General features: G+C 57.5%; 11 protein-coding genes. 7 read left to right on the forward strand and 4 right to left on the reverse strand.

Annotated features, from left to right (window positions below; all coding sequences use genetic code 11):
* Positions 1-168 precede the first annotated feature (168 nt).
* From coaE to uvrB, 3 genes are read left to right on the forward strand one after another with little or no spacing between them, the layout of a single operon-like run.
* On the forward strand, positions 169-810 hold the full coding sequence (gene coaE / locus DW823_RS09050) for a dephospho-CoA kinase (RefSeq protein ID WP_118081915.1): 642 nt from the start codon (positions 169-171) through the stop codon (positions 808-810).
* Positions 803-1,384, forward strand: a complete 582-nt coding sequence (locus DW823_RS09055; protein WP_118081917.1) for a lytic transglycosylase domain-containing protein — start codon at positions 803-805, stop codon at positions 1,382-1,384. Before coaE ends, DW823_RS09055 begins: the two co-directional genes overlap by 8 nt.
* A gap of 51 nt (positions 1,385-1,435) precedes the next feature.
* Positions 1,436-3,676, forward strand: coding sequence for an excinuclease ABC subunit UvrB (gene uvrB / locus DW823_RS09060; RefSeq protein WP_118081919.1), 2,241 nt, complete (start codon positions 1,436-1,438; stop codon positions 3,674-3,676).
* Positions 3,677-3,741: 65 nt separating this feature from the next.
* On the opposite strand, the gene DW823_RS09065 is transcribed toward uvrB, so the two are convergent.
* The 4 genes from DW823_RS09065 to DW823_RS09080 all read right to left on the reverse strand — a co-directional run bounded on the left by DW823_RS09065 (position 3,742) and on the right by DW823_RS09080 (position 9,864).
* Complete coding sequence (locus tag DW823_RS09065) at positions 3,742-5,382, reverse strand: NAD(P)/FAD-dependent oxidoreductase (protein ID WP_118081921.1); 1,641 nt, start codon at positions 5,380-5,382, stop codon at positions 3,742-3,744.
* Between the two features lie 80 nt (positions 5,383-5,462).
* Positions 5,463-6,734, reverse strand: coding sequence for an NAD(P)/FAD-dependent oxidoreductase (locus DW823_RS09070; protein ID WP_118081923.1), 1,272 nt, complete (start codon positions 6,732-6,734; stop codon positions 5,463-5,465).
* Positions 6,735-7,565 carry an Mrp/NBP35 family ATP-binding protein gene (locus tag DW823_RS09075; protein WP_118081925.1) on the reverse strand — a complete coding sequence of 277 codons (831 nt, stop codon included), beginning with the start codon at positions 7,563-7,565 and terminating at the stop codon, positions 6,735-6,737. It abuts the gene before it with no gap.
* Positions 7,566-7,710: 145 nt separating this feature from the next.
* Complete coding sequence (locus DW823_RS09080; RefSeq protein ID WP_118081927.1) at positions 7,711-9,864, reverse strand: LTA synthase family protein; 2,154 nt, start codon at positions 9,862-9,864, stop codon at positions 7,711-7,713.
* Between the two features lie 193 nt (positions 9,865-10,057).
* Here DW823_RS09080 and uvrA point away from each other — a divergent pair, with 193 nt between their 5' ends.
* The 4 genes from uvrA to uvrC all read left to right on the forward strand — a co-directional run bounded on the left by uvrA (position 10,058) and on the right by uvrC (position 17,825).
* Entirely contained in the window at positions 10,058-12,934 is a 2,877-nt protein-coding gene (uvrA, locus tag DW823_RS09085; RefSeq protein WP_118081930.1) for an excinuclease ABC subunit UvrA, read from the forward strand.
* Positions 12,935-13,070: 136 nt separating this feature from the next.
* Positions 13,071-13,571 (forward strand): Cys-tRNA(Pro) deacylase, encoded by a 501-nt coding sequence (gene ybaK, locus DW823_RS09090; protein ID WP_118081932.1) that lies wholly within the window; start codon positions 13,071-13,073, stop codon positions 13,569-13,571.
* Positions 13,572-13,574: 3 nt separating this feature from the next.
* Positions 13,575-15,878, forward strand: coding sequence for a murein biosynthesis integral membrane protein MurJ (gene murJ / locus DW823_RS09095; protein WP_233543073.1), 2,304 nt, complete (start codon positions 13,575-13,577; stop codon positions 15,876-15,878).
* A gap of 6 nt (positions 15,879-15,884) precedes the next feature.
* Positions 15,885-17,825, forward strand: coding sequence for an excinuclease ABC subunit UvrC (gene uvrC, locus DW823_RS09100; protein ID WP_369831731.1), 1,941 nt, complete (start codon positions 15,885-15,887; stop codon positions 17,823-17,825).
* Positions 17,826-17,997: the final 172 nt, after the last annotated feature.

Raw genomic sequence — 17,997 nt, forward strand, 5'->3', positions numbered from 1 at the left:
GGGAATGTAGAAGGGGGAGGCCTCGCGGCCTCCCCCTTTTTTGCGTTATATACAAGCTGTCCCTTGTGAACGGGCCCTTCTTTTGACTCTCTTACTGTTTGGCTGTTTTTTGAACTGTCGCTTTGTATTTGCGCGATAATATCTCGCATTGACGTTAGGGAGGGCTTGATGTTTACCGTTTTTGTTTTGGGCAATATTGCTTCGGGTAAATCGACTGCCTGCCGCTATCTGGAATCTCGCGGAGCCCTGCTTATCGATTTAGACGTTCTTGCCAAATCGCTGTACGTGCCGGGGTCGGATATCGTCAATGCTCTTGCTGAAGAGTTTGGCTGGGATATTTTGGACGAGGAGGGCGGCGTTCGAAGTAACATCCTCGCTTCTCGAGCTTTTGCCTCTCCTGATGCGGTTGCAAGGCTCAATAGCATTGTGCACCCCGTTCTCATTGAGCAGCTTTCGCTGAGGATTCTCGATCCTGTCTGCTGTACGGTTTCGACTCCTCGCTATCCCTTTGCGGCGGTCGAAGTATCTGCTCCAGCTGGCTTTGAGGACGCCTTTGGCCTTGCGGATGAAATTATGGTTGTTAGCGCTCCTTTGGAGGTCCGTCGCGAACGCGCTATTCACCGTGGTATGGAGGCATCCGATTTTGATGCTCGCTGTGCTTGCCAGCCCGATGAGTCTTCGCTTTGCAGTCTAGCCACTACCGTGATTGATAACGCGGCGGGCGATAGCTCGCTCTTTGTACAACTGGACGCATGGCTTGCCCGCCATGGCCTTATGGACGCTACGGATAAGGGGACGACAGATGCCTAAGACGCGCTTCTTTACGTGGTATCGCCTTGTGCCCCTGACTGTCGTTTTCGTCTTTGGCCTTATCTCGCTCGTTTACTCGTGTGCTCCCGCCGCTTTCTTTAAACCGTTCTATCCGATTGACTATGAGGCGTATGTAAAGCAGTCCAGCATTTCGCATAATCTCGATCCGTATCTGGTATGTGCCGTCATCAAGTCGGAATCAAACTGGGATCCCGAGGCGGAATCAAACCAGGGCGCCCAAGGTCTCATGCAACTTATGCCCGAAACCGCTCAGGATATGATCGCCAAGGGCCTTGTCGACGGGGACGAGTATTCTGCCGATAACCTGAATGACCCCGCTTCGAATATTGAATTTGGGTGCGCATATCTCTCGTACCTGCTGACATATTTCAATGGCTCGACGGATAGCGCTATTGCTGCTTACAATGCCGGAATGGGCAATGTCGATGGGTGGGCGCAGCAAAACACATCGCTCCATAACGCGATTACCTTCCCCGAGACGCAAGCTTATTTGATTCGTGTCAATAATGCATGGGTTCGCTATAAGACCCTCTATCCCGACCGGTTCGTATAGGACTATGCCTGCCGCCTGCGTATACTGCAGATGTATGAGTTAGGAGTATCCATGGCGGATTTTGAAGTTGAGCGTGTTGGCGGAGAGCTCAAACGCTTTGGCGTTGAGGGCTCTGAGGTGCCGTTTGAGGTCGTGTCTCCCTATGAGCCTGCAGGTTCCCAGCCAAAGGCCATTGAGTCGCTTGTGCAGGGTGTGAGGGACGGAGACCGCTATCAGGTTTTGCTGGGCGTAACCGGCTCGGGCAAGACCTTTACCATGGCCAAGACCATCGAAGCTCTCGGTAAGCCAACGCTGGTCATGGCCCCCAACAAAACCCTCGCCGCCCAGCTCGCGAGCGAGCTCAAAGAATTCTTTCCCAACAACGCCGTGGTCTACTTCGTCTCGTACTACGACTACTATCAGCCCGAGGCATATGTACCGCAGAGTGATACGTATATCGAGAAAGACTCCTCGATTAACGAGGAGGTCGAGATGCTGCGCCATCAGGCGACGGCATCGCTGCTTTCTCGACGGGATGTGATTGTCGTCGCATCGGTCTCGTGCATCTATGGCATCGGTTCTCCCGAGGACTATGCGGGCCTGGCGCCGAACGTCGATAAGAAGGTGCCGCTCGAGCGCGACGACTTCATCCATGCGCTCATTGACATTCAATACGACCGCAATGACTATGACCTGGCACGTGGCACCTTCCGCGTGCGCGGCGATGTTGTCGACGTATATCCGCCCTATGCCGAGCATCCGTTGCGCTTTGAGTTCTTTGGCGACGAGGTCGAGCTGATTGCCGAGATCGATGAGGTCACCGGCGAAATGCTACGTGAGTACGAAGCGATTCCCGTGTGGCCGGCTTCGCACTACGTGACCGAGAAGCCAAAGGTCAAGGCGGCCCTGAAATCAATCAGCGAAGAGTGCGAGAAGCGCGTGGCGGAGCTCAAGGCGACCGACAAGTTGCTCGAGGCGCAACGTCTGCAGCAGCGGACCGATTATGACCTCGAGATGCTCGAGACGATGGGCTTTTGCAACGGCATCGAAAACTACTCGCGCCATCTGGATGGACGTAAGCCGGGTGAACCGCCGTTTACCTTGATTGACTACTTCCCCAAGGATATGCTTTGCATCATCGACGAGAGCCATGTGACGGTGCCGCAGATTCGCGGTATGCACGAAGGCGACCGTTCGCGCAAAGTTACGCTTGTTGAGCATGGTTTTCGTCTTCCGTCGGCGCTCGATAACCGCCCGCTTCGTTTCGATGAGTTTGAGGCGAGGATTCCGCAGTTCATTTACGTCTCGGCCACGCCAGGCGACTATGAGTTGCGTGTGAGTCAAAACGATGTTGAACAGATCATTCGACCGACCGGCCTGCTCGATCCCAAAATCGACGTTCGTCCGGTCCGAGGCCAGATTGACGATCTTGAGGACGAGATTCGCGAGCGCGTGGCCCGTAAGGAGCGCGTGCTGGTGACCACGCTGACCAAGCGCATGGCCGAGGATCTGACCGATCACCTGCTCGATGCCGGCATTAAGGTCAACTACATGCACTCCGATACAGCGACGATGGACCGTGTCGAGATCCTGCGAACGCTGCGCGAGGGAAAGATTGATGTTCTCGTTGGCATCAACCTGCTCCGCGAGGGTCTGGATCTCCCCGAGGTCTCGCTGGTGGCAATTCTCGACGCTGACAAGGAAGGCTTCTTGCGCAATCGCCGTTCGTTGATTCAGACGATTGGCCGTGCGGCCCGTAATGCCGACGGCGAGGTCATCATGTATGCAGACGTTGTGACCGATTCGATGAAAGAAGCCATCGAGGAGACGCAGCGCCGTCGCGAGATTCAGATGGCATATAACGAAGAGCATGGCATTGTGCCCAAGACGGTCCGCAAGGCCATTAACGACATTTCGAGCTTTATTGCCGAGGCCGAAAAGACTGTGGGTTCCAAGGGGCGCTCGAAGGGCGACTCCCTTGGCCATGGCGCATTCTATACGCCCGATGAGTCGGGCGAGGGCGGCGTGCCGGAAACGGTGGCACCCGAGCAGACACTTGCGGAGCAGTTGGAAGAACTGCCGCATGACGAGCTTGTGCGGATCGTCGAAACCATGGAAGAGGATATGCGCAACGCTTCTGCCGCCATGGACTTTGAGGAGGCGGCGCGCCTGCGCGATGCTGTCGTTCAGATTCGGGCGATGCTCGAGGGTGCGTCTGAGGACGAGACGATCGAGCGCTTACGTTCGCAGGCCCGCAAGGGTTCCACGTTCGCATCGGGCAGAAAACGCCAGGGTGCACGGTTTAAGAAATAGCGAACAGGCCCCGAGTTCCCTGTGGAGCTCGGGGCCTGTGTCTTTTGCGTGCTGGAATTCGTGCGCTAGAGGTCTGCGATCAGGGCTTCGGCGCAACGGATGCCATCGGTAGCTGCGCTCATGATTCCTCCGGCATATCCGGCCCCCTCGCCGCAAGGGTAGAGCCCCGGGGTCGATACAGCGTGGCATTGACGGTCTCGAGTAACGGTGACCGGAGAGCTCGAGCGTGTCTCAACACCGGTGAGGACGGCATCGGGATGGTCGTAGCCACGCAGTTTTTTGCCGAGTAAGGGAATTCCCAGACGAAGCGACTCGATGATATGTTGCGGCAATGACTCATCGATTGCTGTCCAAGTCACGCCGAGCGGATAGGTGGGCTTTACCTTGCCGCATGTCGTGCTGGCGCGTTCTGCAAGGAAATCGCCGACGAGCTGTGCCGGTGCGTTCCAGTTGGAGCCGCCAAGGCGATAGGCAGCCCGCTCGCAAATGCGCTGGAGTTCTACGCCTGCAAGAGGATCGTCGCTGGGGAGATCGTCGGGCGTGACGTTAACGAGGAGAGCGGCGTTTGCGTTGCGGCCGGCGCGGGCGTTGAGACTGGCGCCGTTGACGCACAGATGGCCGGGCTCTGAAGAGGCTGCGACAACCTGTCCGCCAGGACACATGCAGAATGAGAATACGCTGCGGCCGTTGGGAAGATGGGTAACGAGCTTATAGGGGGCTGCTCCGAGCGCGGGATGACCCGCCGCGGGGCCATATTGCGCCCGATCGATATCACACTGCGGGTGTTCGATGCGAACGCCCATGGCAAACGTCTTTTGAGCGAGGGCGACATCATGGGTTTTGAGAACCTCGAATACGTCGCGGGCAGAATGACCGCAAGCAAGGATGAGATGCTTTGTGTTGATTGACTCGCTTGTCGCGTCGTGGGACGACTGGATGTCGATACCGACAATGGCGCCAGATGTGTCAGTGTGAATGTCAACGAGTTTCGTTCGATAGCGAACGGTTCCTCCGAGCTGTTCAATGCGCTGGGAGATGCTGGTAACGACGGCGGGGAGGATGTCGGAGCCAATATGCGGTTTTGCATCCCATAGAATATCGCGGGGAGCGCCCGCTTCGACGAAGGTCTCGAGGATAAGGCGATGGGCGGGATTTTTGGTTCCCGTATTGAGCTTGCCGTCCGAGAAGGTCCCCGCGCCGCCCAGACCAAACTGGATATTGCTCTCGGGGTCGAGGATGCGCTCCTTTAGAAAGAGGTCGATCGCATGTGAGCGGCGAAATGCCGGGTCGCCGCGCTCGATGAGCAGGGGTTTAAGGCCCGCTTCGGCAAGGGTCAGGGCGGCGAAGAGACCGGCGCAACCGGCGCCGACAACGACGGGACGCCCCTTGGGTGCATTCGGGACGGGGTTGGGGAATGAAGGAGCCTCGCCGTCAACCATGCGGATGCGCGAGCGGTTGCGCTCGGCGACGCGGTCGACCACTTCCTGTTCGAGTCGGGAGCTTGTCAGCTCAACTCGAAAGCTCAAAATAAAATGAACATCTCGCTTTTTACGGGCGTCGATTGACTTGCGATGGAGCTCAATGGCTTTAATCTGGGAATCCTCGCATCGAAGGGCTCGTTTGACGGCGCGTCTGCCAATAGCAAGGCAGGCGTTTTCGTCGCCGGCCTCATCGAGCGTCGCGTTGACTTGGGTGATTTCGATCATCGAGGTCTCCTTAGAGGCAAGAAAGAGGCCGTCCGGTATCCCAGACGGCCCGAATGCGTTTTTGATTATAGACTGCGCGGCTACAGGCTGCTTGCAGCGCGAATACCCGAGATCCAGGCCCACGCAAGGTTAAAGCCTCCGCAATCGGCGTCGATGTCGAGCGCTTCTCCGCAGACGTAAAGCGGGGCGCCTGTGGTGCTGTTCACGTAAAGATTGGGTGTCGAGACGCACTCGATAGATATGCCGCCACGCGTGACCTGTGCTGAGCGCTCCTCTGCCGTCCCTTCGACGGACAGTTTAAAGTGCTTGAGGATTGAGACCAGGTGGATGACATCGCGCGAGCCGGGATGGCACCGCTCGAATGCCGTACAGACGACGTGTGAGAGCTGCGGGGCGAGCATGCCGTCAAGCCAGTGGGAGTTTCGGGGCGAAAAATCGCCGAGCACGTTGACACGCTGCTCGAGCGTATCGAGCAGCTCATCTTTGGAGAAATCTGGAAAGAAGTCGATCAGAACAGTGTCGCCCTGGTTGATACGGCGAGAGAGATTGAAGGCGGCGACGCCTGAGATGCCGAAGGCACGGAACAGCACTTCGCCATCTTCTCGCCAGAGCTCTTCGTGGCTGCGCGAGAGCGTTAAGCGGGCTCGGACGCGCAGACCATCCAGAGTTCCGAGTGCCGTCCGGTCGCCGACGACTGATGCCGATACGGGGCACAGGACGGGGCGCAGGGGCGTCAAGGGAAGGCTAAACACCTCGGCGATGCCGGTGGGGTTGCCGCCCGTAGCGATAACCACGGCCCTTGCCTGCAGGGCATCGCTCGTGCGAGGAGTATCGGCTAACGCCTTTCGAAGCGAACGGAGCTCCGTCTTTCGGTCGCCGTGCTTTTTGGGTTTGAGTACATGAGCGGGACGGTCGATCTGAAGCGTCCAGCCTTCGGAAGCCTTATGAGCCGCAATGACGTTAGTTCCGCAGAGTAGGGTGATGCCCAAACGCTCGCATGCATTGAGGAGTGCATCGCGAACCGACTCGGCGCGAAGGGAGCGCGGGTATAGGCGGCCTTCCTCACGGATCGTCATGATGCCCAGCGAGGAGAAAAAACTCTCGAGATCTTGCTCGGGTTGGGGGCCCATGATGGATTCGACAAAGGCGGGGCGGTTATATCGCCGAATGTCGATGGATTCGTTTGAGAGGTTGCAGCGGCCGTTTCCGGTTGCGAGCAGCTTGAGACCGCAGGCGACGTCGCGCTCGACGACGCAGACCCTTTTGTCGACACGCGCCGCCGTAATGGCGGCGGCGAGGCCCGAGGCCCCGCCGCCGATCACCAAGACGTCATAGAAGGCGCTTGCGTTCACTTAGGCCTCGTCTGTCTTGTGCGGGGCGATGGCCTCAACGGCGGAGACGGCCTTGGGCAGCATGTCATCGGGCAGTGCGGTCTCGACTTCACCCTTATCGCAGGCCTCGGCGAGTGACGGATTGATGGGAAGCTGACCCAAGATGTCGAGGTTGTAGCGCTCGGCGACTTCGGGGAGCTTGCTCTTACCAAAGACCTCGATCTTCTTGCCGCAGTCGGGGCACTCGATATAGCTCATGTTCTCGACAATGCCCAGAATAGGGACGTTCATCTTCTCGGCCATGTTGACTGCCTTGGCGACGATCATCGAGACCAAGTCTTGCGGGCTCGTGACGATGACGATGCCATCGACGGGCAGCGATTGGAAAACGGTGAGCGCGACGTCACCCGTTCCCGGAGGCATATCGACCAGCAGGTAGTCGATGGGGCCCCACGAGGTCTCGCTCCAGAATTGCCTGATGGCGCCCGCGATAACCGGGCCACGCCAAAGGACGGGATCGGTTTCGTTTTGGAGCAACAGGTTGGAGCTCATGACCTTGACGCCGTGCTCGGAGATCTCGGGCAGCATGAGGTTGCCGAGGGCATGGACATGGCGTCCGCTCATGCTGAACATTTTGGGGATGGAGGGGCCGGTGATGTCGGCGTCGAGAATGCCAACCTTGTTGCCGCGGCGGGCGAGCTCGGTTGCGATGGCGCCCGTCACAAACGACTTGCCGACGCCTCCCTTGCCGGAAAGCACAGCGATAACGCGCTTGACCTCCGACAGCGTATTCTCTTCAAATTGCGACGGCGTTGATTGTCCGCCGGCTGCTTGTGCGTGCTCGCAACCCATGTATGACTCCTTTGTATATGTTGGGGCCGGAGCCCCGCGGTGTGACACGAGCGTCATTGTACCCTCGTTTGCGAGCGGGAGTCATTTGCGATGCATTTGGGCCGAGCGTGCTTGCAATACGATGGGTCCAAGCGAATGGGCGGGCTTACTGAACTTTGCTGGCGAACTCGAGGTATTGCATGCGCTGCAGCTTGTCGATCGTCGAGGCGTATGGGCTGTCTTCAGATTCCAAGTCGTAGCGCAGCCCGTCGGCACCAATATAGCCGGCGACATTGATGGTGGGCACATCTGACCTTGTTGCAAGCAGGGCCTTTTGATAGTCAGTGAGCGGGGCGCCGATCTTATTAAGGGTAATAGCTGCAATCTCGTTTGCCCCGACGGTGTCGTAGACGTTGAGCTCGGTATTGCCGGCGATTTCATAGTTGGCCCAGACGAAATAGGTCGACTGATAGATACGGAAAGCGTGGCTTGCCGTATCTTCCTGAGGGTACAGCTCGTCGTTGAGAGTCGTTGCGGCGCTCGGCTGATGGTCGCCAAAAAAGACAAGAACAACCGGTCTGCCGATATTGCGGAGCTCATTGATAAAGTACTCGAGGTCCCGGTCGGATGCATTGATGCAGGTGAGATAGGTATTGAGCGCGCTATTGGCGCCCTCGCTGGCTCCCTCGACCCAATAGTTTGTCAGCTCTTCGGCGGGAACGGTGCCATAGTCGTAGCCGCCGTGATTTTGCATCGTGACGTCAAAGATGAACTGCGGGGCTTCGTCGGTTCTGAGCAGGTCGAGTATCTTGTCGTAGGTGGCGTAGTCGCATACGCCGGCATGGTAATAGGGCGCACCTTCGAAATCGCCGATTGAAAGAAAGTCTCCAAAACCCAGCTGCTGATAGATTTTATCTCGATGGTAGTTGACGGGGTTTTGCGGGTGCATAGCAGTAGTAGTATACCCAAGCTCTTTAAGGTCCTTTGCCAGGCTGTTGACACTATTCATCTGATACAGCTGATAGGGGATTTTGCCTAATCCGACAAAGGCCGTTGTCGCTCCGGTCAAAAATTCGAATTCGGAGTTCGCCGTTCCGCCACCGGTGACCGAAGCGAGCATGGTGCCGCGAACAAGTGTGTCGGGAAGCGAGTTGTAGAATGCGGGACCGGTGTACCCGGCCGCCTGGAGCTGCTCAAAGCACGAAAGGTCGCTAAAACTCTCGTTCATGACGGCAACAATCGTCGGCTTGATTTCATTGAACTGGGCAACGGCCGCCGCGCGCTGCTCGCTCGAGCCATACGTGCTGTCGTAGGCGGCGGCGAGCTCCTGTTCGATGCTCTGCGCCTCATCGGGCGTATAGTCTTCGGGCTTTTCAATGGGCAACTCGTTGACCATTTCGGTGAACGAAGTGATAAAACCCTGAGACGCATACGTGGTGATGGGCTGCCAACGGTCAAATCCAAAATCCAGCGACTGCTCCAAGTCGATGTTGGAAAAGCCCAAGAGCCCCACAACGGTCACTAGCAGAAAAGCGCAGAGGTTAGCGGCGATTGCGGGGAAGACATGGGCGGGCGTACGGAGCTTTCGCGGTCGGATAAGCGAAAGAAGCCCCAGGGAAATCTCCAGCAGGGCGAGTGAGGTTACGATTCCTGCAGTGAAGGTGAACTCATATCCCTCACTTACTTCCATTGCGGTGCCCAATGCCAAAATGTCGCTCGGCAGGATGGCCTCGCCTTTAAACGTTATGACGAAGTGCTCGGCAATGCCAAGGGTGCAACAGACGACGGGCACGAGGGCCATGACGCCTCCATGACGCTGTCCCAGCAAATAAAGGGAGAGCAGAACCGTCGCGAGCAGCCCAACGGAAAACCCGAATGAGTTGGCGGGAATGCGATAGAACGTTTCGTTGCAGGCAATTTCGAGTGAAACGAACGAGAGCGCTGAAACAGCGGCGACGACAAGGATGTCGCGGCAAATACAGGCAACCGTTCCCGTCGCAAGATCGGTTTGGTCGATAAGTCCCGAAACCAAGGGCTCGACAAGAAGTATGACGGCGGCAGCACCGAGCGCCGAATAAGAAAGGACCCATAGGGAACAGTCCTCATTTACGAGCAATTGATTCGTAATCCATGCAGCTACCATGCCGAGCGGGATGAGGAGCATCGCGCACCAAAAGACGCGGGCAATGGGCGGTTTTTCGTTGTGTCTGATTGAAAAATACACGCGCACGACGACGGCGGCCACGATAAGGACGGCGATGAATATGGGCAGATTGGCCATGCCACTCGAAGTGATTTCAAGGGGGATATCTTCGGTCATGGACGTTCCTCTGTTACAGCAAATTAAGTTCAGTTTTAGATTACTCTAACCTTTCCACGGCATTTCGAGAAACAAAGCACCCGACACGCAAAGCAAAAGGTCTGCGAATCTTGTATTACGAACATCTGTGCGCGTTGAGTGCGTTAAACTCATCGACAGTGTGATTTGAGGTTATAGGAGGCAAGGAGCTTCCATGTCTGATTCTTCTATCGTTATCCGTGGTGCGCGCGAACACAACCTGCGCAATATCGATGTTTCCATCCCGCGCGACGAGCTCGTGGTCATTACCGGTCTTTCGGGCTCGGGCAAGAGCTCGCTGGCGTTTGACACGATCTATGCCGAGGGTCAGCGTCGCTACGTGGAAAGCCTGTCGAGTTATGCGCGCCAGTTTTTAGGCCAGATGGACAAGCCCGATCTAGACTCGATCGACGGCCTTTCGCCGGCCGTCTCGATCGATCAGAAGACGACGTCCAAGAATCCGCGCTCGACGGTGGGTACTGTAACTGAGATTTATGACTACCTTCGCTTGCTTTTTGCACGCGTGGGCACGCCACACTGCCCCGAGTGCGGTCGCGTTATCGAACGCCAGACCACCGACCAGGTCGCCGATAAGGTCCTGGCAGCGGGAGAGGGTCGTCGTGCGTTTGTGCTGGCACCGGTGGTGCGCGGGCGCAAAGGCGAGTACGCAAAATTGTTCGAGGATCTTCGGGCTGAGGGCTTTAGCCGCGTGCGTGTCGACGGCGAAGTACGCTCGCTCGACGACCCCATCGATCTGGACAAAAAGTTCAAGCACGATATCGAGGTCGTAGTCGACCGCATCGTGATTCGGGAAAACTCTCTGGGCCGTATCGCCGAGTCGGTTGAACAGGCGACTGCCTTGGCACACGGCAATGTGAACGTGTACATGCTGCCCGATCGCGATGCTCCCGAGGGAACCGAGGGCGAGCTGCTGGAGTATTCGTTGGCTCTGGCGTGCCCGGAGCACGGGCACTCCATCGACGACCTACAACCCCGCGACTTTTCGTTCAACGCGCCCTATGGTGCGTGTCCCGAGTGCGATGGTCTGGGCTTTAAGAAAACGGTCGATGCCGAGGCGCTGATTGAGGACCCGTCGAAGTCGATTGCCGATGGGGTCTTTGGAAGCCTGTTCGGCAATTCGAACTACTACCCCCAGATCTTCGCCGCGGTCTGTAAGCACTTTAAGGTGAGCGCGGATACACCGTGGGAAGACCTACCTCCGCGAGTGCGCCGTGCATTTTTGGATGGCATGGGCGACAAGAAGATTTCGGTGGACTATCAAAAGCTCGACGGTCGTCGCAGCCAGTGGGACACCAAGTTTTCGGGCGTGCGCAATATCCTGTACGAGCGCTATACCGAGACGACCAACGAGAACACTAAGGCGCGCCTGGAGAAGTACATTCGCGAGGAGCCGTGTTCGAGCTGCCATGGTGCTCGCCTGCGCCCCGAGATGCTCGCCGTCACCGTGGGCGGCAAGTCCATTTATGAGGTTTGTTGCCTGTCGTGCCGCGAGTCGCTCGAGTTTTTTGAGGACCTTGAGCTCACCGAGCGTCAACAATTCATCGGCGGTCGTATCGTCAAGGAAATCCTGGAACGCTTGCGTTTTCTGGTTGATGTCGGCCTTGATTATCTGACGCTCGATCGTGCTTCGGCGACGCTTTCCGGCGGTGAGGCGCAGCGCATTCGCCTGGCTACGCAGATCGGTGCGGGCCTCATGGGCGTTCTCTATATTCTGGACGAGCCTTCGATTGGTCTTCACCAGCGCGACAACGAGCGGCTGATTAAGACACTCGAGCGCCTGCGCGATATCGGCAACACCGTTATCGTCGTTGAACACGATGAGGACACGATTCGCGCTGCCGACTATGTGATCGATATGGGGCCAGGCGCGGGCGTCAACGGCGGGCACGTGGTCGCCGCGGGAACGCCTGCCGATATCATGGCGTGCCCCGATTCCATGACGGGTGCTTATTTGACCGGCAAGCGGATGATCCGCGTGCCAGACGAGCGCCGCAAGCCCGGCCGCGGCTGCCTTAAGATCACGGGCGCCCGCGCCAACAACCTCAAAAACGTTACCGCCAAGATTGAGTTCGGTACGCTCACAGTCGTTACCGGTGTTTCGGGATCGGGCAAGAGCTCCCTGGTCACCGATACGATTGCGCCCGCGCTTACGAATGCCATCCACCGTTCGACGCGTCCCGTGGGTCCGTACAAGAAGATTGAGGGCATCGAGTGCATCGATAAGGTGATCGACATTGACCAGTCGCCGATCGGTCGCACGCCGCGTTCGAACCCTGCGACCTATATTGGCCTGTGGGATGATCTGCGCGCGCTGTTTGCGAGCACGCCGGAGTCGAAGGCGCGTGGCTACTCGCCGGGACGCTTCTCCTTTAATGTGAGCGGCGGACGCTGCGAGGCGTGCAAGGGCGACGGCCAGATCAAGATTGAGATGCACTTTCTTCCCGATATTTATGTTCCCTGCGAGGCTTGTGGCGGCAAGCGCTATAACCGCGAGACGCTCGAGGTTACCTATCGTGGCAAGACTATCTCGGACGTACTTGACATGAGCGTGGCCGAGGCACTGGCTTTCTTTGGGAATATTCCGCAGATCAAGCGAAAGCTTCAAACCCTGTATGACGTCGGCCTAGGTTATGTGAGCTTGGGCCAGCCCGCCACGACGCTCTCGGGTGGTGAGGCGCAGCGCGTAAAGCTCGCCAAGGAGCTTCATCGCCGTCAGACGGGTAAGACGTTCTATATTTTGGACGAGCCTACGACCGGTCTTCATTTTGAGGACGTTCGCCAGTTACTTGATGTGTTGCAGCGTCTAGTCGATGCGGGCAATACGGTGTTGGTGATCGAGCACAACCTCGATGTCATCAAGGTCGCCGACCGTCTGATCGATATGGGTCCCGAGGGTGGCAACGGTGGCGGAACTGTCGTGGTCTCGGGTACGCCAGAGCAGGTTGCGGCATGCCCGCAGAGCTATACCGGCAAGTTCTTGGCGCCGTTGCTCAAACGCGATAAGGAGCGTCAAGCGCAACTCGATGCCTAATACATAGGTGTTTTTGAAACATGAGCGCCGCCGATTCCTTGCGATTCGGTGGCGCTCTCTTTGTCGAGATAGCGTATGCCGCGCAAATGGACATATACTTAAAAATTGCGTTCTTATATGAGGGAAAGGATATGCCATGCCGAAGGCCGTGAAGACGCCAAAGACCAACGCCATGCGTGAGCTGGAAAGCGCCGGCATCCCCTATGTTCTCCATACGTACGAAGACGATGACGACGAATCGTCGGGGCTGGGCGTCGCGATTTCCGAGCAGCTTGGCGAGGAGCCCGGTCAGGGATTTAAGACCCTGGTCTGCACGACGCCGTCCAACGACCATGTCGTGTGCTGCATTCCCGTTGCCGACGAGCTCGACCTCAAGGCCGCCGCGCGCGCCGCAGGCGAAAAGTCGCTGACCATGATGCATGTCAAAGATTTGCTTGCCGCGACGGGGTATGTCCGCGGCGGTTGCAGTCCGGTCGGTATGAAAAAACGCTTCCGGACTCTGATCGATGAGACATGCGTCCTTTGGGATACCATTTTTATCTCGGGTGGCAAGCGCGGCTATCAGCTTGAGCTTGCTCCCGATGACTTAGTTGCATTTTGCGGGGCGACGGTTGCCCCGATCACGAGAGAGGACTGAGCGATGCCGCAGGAAGAATCAAAGCGCGGAGCTCACTTTGCAAAAGGGTCGGCTCCTCAGACGCCCGCGCCCGAGGCCGCTTCGTTCGATAACGAGATTCGAAACGCCTGGTCCGCTGCCGCTGACCCGGGCGAGACGGCCGTGTACTTGCGTGCCGCCGGTGCCGGCACGGCACTTCCCCGTACGGTTCTTTCTTCGGCTCGTCCCGATGAGACGGCTGTCTTTTTGGCCGCCGCTCAATCGAGCGCCAGCGTGATGCCGATCGCCTCCGAGGCTCCTCGTGAGCCGCGTCCCGATGAGACGGCGGTGTTTTTGATGGCAGCCCAGGGAAAGAGCACACCGCAGAGCGCTCCTGCCGCTCATTCCGCCAAGCCCACGGCTCATGATGATGGCGAACCGCTTCTTTCGGATGACGAATGGTCGCCGCTTGGTTCGACCGATCCCGTCGAGGGCGTGGCCATCGACGGTGATGACGACTGGGACCCTCTGTCGTTTTCTGCCCGAACCGTCGCCGCCAATGAAGTTGACACGGTGTTTGGCGACCATGCCATATTCGATGATGATGCCGTATCCGGTAACAACATGCCGAACAGCGATGACGCCGCACCTGCTGATGACGCCGTTTTGGTTGACGATCCCTTTGCGATGACCGGCTCCTTTGCCGTCGTGGACGATTTGCCGCCACAAGATGAGGTTTATGAGGACTCTCAGGACGACGTAGACGATATGGGTTCGTCGGACTACTCCACGGTTGGTCGTTCTGCTGGCCTTATGACCGTGCTGACCATCGTGTCGCGTGTCACCGGGTTTATCCGCACGTGGGCCATGGCGGCCGCCATCGGTATGTCGCTGCTCTCGTCCTCCTATCAGGTTGCCAACAACCTGCCCAACATGCTCTACGAGCTCGTGATGGGCGGCATGCTCGTTACGGCGTTTTTGCCGGTGTATATGGGTGTGAGGCGCGAGCAGGGTCGCGAGGCATCGAACGAGTATGTCGGCAACCTGCTTGGTATTCTGCTTCTGCTGCTGGGCGGTATCTCGCTGCTGGGCACCGTGTTTGCTCCCGGCTTTATTTGGACGCAGTCGTTCCTTTCGGGCGATGGCGGCAGCATGGATACCGCTGCGTTCATGTTCCGCTTCTTTGCTATTCAAATTCTGTTTTATGGCTTGGGCTCGGTGTTCTCGGGCGTTCTCAACGCACACCGCGACTATTTCTGGTCGACGTTTGCCCCGGTTCTCAACAATGTCATCGTCATCGCCAGCTTTATGGGCTTTGCTCCCGTGTCTGCACAATTTGGCGAGCAGGCCGGTATTATCTTGATCGCAGTTGGTACGACCCTCGGCGTCTTTGTCCAGATGGCCTGCCAGATTCCCGCGCTTGGCAAGCATGGCGTGCATCCTCATATCCATATCGACTTTAAGGATCCCGCGCTGCGACAGACGATCGCGCTTGGTATCCCGACGCTGCTCGCCACGGTGTGCATGTTTGTCTCGACCTCCATTACCAATGCCGCCGCGCTGGTGGTGCAGCCCGAGACCGGCCCTTCCGTCATCGCATATGCGCGCCTGTGGTACACATTGCCCTATGCGCTGATCGCCGCCTCGCTTTCGACGGCACTCTATACCGAACTCTCTCACGATGCGCAGGAGAAGGATTACGACAGCGTCCGCACGGGCATTTCGCGCGGTGTCGCCCAGATGCTCTTCTTCCTGATTCCGTTTGCGATGTATCTGATCGTCTTCGCCCGTCCGCTCAACATGATCTACTGCGCCGGCAAGTTCGATGAATCCGGTGTGGCGCTGGTGTCGGAGTTCCTTATCTATCTGGCACTTTCCCTGCCGCTCTACGGCGTGGTCGTGCTGATGCAGAAGAGCTTCTCGGCCCTGCTCGATATGAAACCTTATAGCCGCTATTGCCTGTACTCCGCTATCGGCCAGGCCGGTTCTGTGCTGCTGTTTGGCGTGGTGCTGGGCTACGGTATGCCGGCAATTGCGCTTTCGTACGTCGTTGACTACGTGGTCTTGGTCGGATGCTCACTGTGGTGGCTGCGCCGTCGTCTGCATGGCCTTCAGGTCAAGTCTATCCTGCATGGCGGTTTCTTCGGCCTACTGTTCGGTGGCTTGGGCGCTGCCGCGGGCGCCGGCGTCATGTGGGCACTTGAGCACTTTGTCGGAGCGCTTGGCAGCTCGATCCTCATTACCCTGGGCTACGTTTGTGTTGCAGGCGTCGTCTCGCTCGCTGTAACTTTTGGTCTTGCCTTCGTCTTTAAGATGCCCGAGGTCTCGGCGCTGCTTCGTCGCAAGTAGGTGCGCGTGGCAGGTCACGACAACATTCCAACACTTGCCGAGCAGGTTTCGCGCGTTCCCACGCAACCCGGCTGCTACCTTTGGAAAGATGCCAAGGGTGATGTCATCTATGTGGGCAAGGCAAAAAACCTGCGTGCCCGTATGCGTCAATACGTGACGCTGCAGGACGAGCGTCAAAAGATCCCGCTCATGATGCAGCTGGTGGCGAGCTTCGACTATATCGTGGTGGAGACCGAGCACGAGGCATTGGTGCTCGAGCGCAATCTGATTGGCCAGTACCATCCGTACTTTAACGTCGATCTCAAAGACGATAAAAGCTATCCCTTTATCGCCATTACCAAGAGCGACTTGTTTCCGGCTATTAAATACACGCGAGAGCGTCATAAACCGGGAACGCGCTATTTTGGCCCCTATACCGATAGCCGTGCGGCGCGTGAGACCATCGATACGCTACGCAAGGTTATTCCTATTTGCTCGGCATCCTGTGCGGAATGGCGCCGCTGCCGCCGCATCGTCGAATCTCATAAGGGCGAAGAAGACATCGTCAATATGATTTGCGCGCAAAACGGGCGTCCCTGCTTTGACTACCATGTCGGGCGCGGGCCGGGCGCATGCATCGGCGCGATTTCCCCTGCCGACTATGCCAAGAACGTCAAACGTGTCGAACGTTTCTTGTCGGGCCATCGCAAGGATGTCGTTGACGAGCTTACGTCCGAGATGACGGAGGCAGCCGAGACGCTCGATTTTGAGCGTGCGGCGCGCGTCAAGCGTCGCCTGGAAGTCATTAGGGGCCTGGACGATCGCCAACAGGTCGTTTTTCCATCGAGCGTCGATATCGACGTCATCGGCTTCTATCGCGAAGAGACTATCTCTGCCGCCTGTGTCTTTGTCGTTCGCGAGGGCCGAACGGTTCGAACTTGTGAGTTCATCCTCGATAAAGGCCTGGATGTCGACGAGGAAGAGCTTCAATCGGGCTTTCTTAAGCGCTATTACGACGAGACGGCTGATATTCCAGCCGAGATCAATCTCTCTGTCGAGCTTGAGGACGCCGAAGCGTTGGGGGAGTGGCTTGCGGGCAAGCGCGAACGCTCTTGCCATCTCCATAGGCCGCAGCGCGGCGAAAAGCACCGCCTGCTCGATATGGCTTCCAAAAATGCGCGCCATGCCCTCATGCGCTACATGATGCGCACGGGGTATGCTGACGATCGCACTAATCAGGCGCTCCTGGAGCTCGAAAGCGCGCTGGCGCTGCCTGCGCCGCCGTTGCGCATCGAGTGCTTCGATATCTCGACGTTGCACGGCACCTTTACCGTCGCTTCGATGGTGGTATTTACCAACGGCCGTACCGACAAGGGCCAGTATCGTCGCTTTAAAATTCAGGCCGAATTGGACGAGGCGAACGACTTCGTATCGATGTCCGAGGTTCTGGGGCGTCGCTATGCTCCCGAGCGCATGGCGGACGAGCGCTTTGGCTCGCGCCCCGATTTGCTCGTTGTCGATGGCGGCAAACCGCAATTGACCGCTGCAATTAAGCAACTTGAGGCGCTTGGCCTCGATATACCAGTTTGTGGCTTGGCAAAGGCCGATGAGGAAGTTTTCGTGCCGTGGGACGAGACCCCCGTCGTGCTGCCGACCGGCTCCGCTTCGCTTTATCTGATCAAGCAGGTTCGCGATGAATCCCACCGATTTGCGATTACGTTCCATCGCGAGTTGCGCGATAAGGCTATGACGGTTTCGGTGCTTGACGACGTTCCGGGCGTGGGACCCACCAGAAAACGTGCCATTATGCGCCATTTTGGCTCGATGAAGCGTTTGCGCGCGGCAAGCGAGCAGGAGATTGCGGAAGTTCGAGGCGTTCCGGCCGATGTCGCCAAAGCGGTCCACGAGGCACTTGTTGCATGGAATGCCGAGCGCGCCCAAGCATCGGCCAGCCGTTCCGAAAACTAAACGCGCTTCTAAACAACTGATATACATGATTGGCTGATTTTCAATCATTTATTTCGCGGCGATTACCTGCTGATTTCGGGTTTTATTAACGCTAAAACGTTTGACTAGCCATGGCGAATAACCCTGCTATCCTGCGGGTTGACGAAGACTGATATCTCACCTCGTCGATACA

The organism is Collinsella sp. AM34-10 (genome assembly GCF_003469185.1).
Taxonomy (GTDB): Bacteria; Actinomycetota; Coriobacteriia; order Coriobacteriales; family Coriobacteriaceae; genus Collinsella.

Excerpts from the sequence above, each read along its gene's own strand:
- coaE (WP_118081915.1), top strand. The coding sequence starts at position 169 with ATGTTTACCGTTTTTGTTTTGGGCAATATTGCTTCGGGTAAATCGACT.
- DW823_RS09055 (WP_118081917.1), top strand. The coding sequence starts at position 803 with ATGCCTAAGACGCGCTTCTTTACGTGGTATCGCCTTGTGCCCCTGACT.
- uvrB (WP_118081919.1), top strand. The coding sequence starts at position 1,436 with ATGGCGGATTTTGAAGTTGAGCGTGTTGGCGGAGAGCTCAAACGCTTT.
- DW823_RS09065 (WP_118081921.1), bottom strand. The coding sequence starts at position 5,382 with ATGATCGAAATCACCCAAGTCAACGCGACGCTCGATGAGGCCGGCGAC.
- DW823_RS09075 (WP_118081925.1), bottom strand. The coding sequence starts at position 7,565 with ATGGGTTGCGAGCACGCACAAGCAGCCGGCGGACAATCAACGCCGTCG.
- DW823_RS09080 (WP_118081927.1), bottom strand. The coding sequence starts at position 9,864 with ATGACCGAAGATATCCCCCTTGAAATCACTTCGAGTGGCATGGCCAAT.
- uvrA (WP_118081930.1), top strand. The coding sequence starts at position 10,058 with ATGTCTGATTCTTCTATCGTTATCCGTGGTGCGCGCGAACACAACCTG.
- ybaK (WP_118081932.1), top strand. The coding sequence starts at position 13,071 with ATGCCGAAGGCCGTGAAGACGCCAAAGACCAACGCCATGCGTGAGCTG.
- murJ (WP_233543073.1), top strand. The coding sequence starts at position 13,575 with ATGCCGCAGGAAGAATCAAAGCGCGGAGCTCACTTTGCAAAAGGGTCG.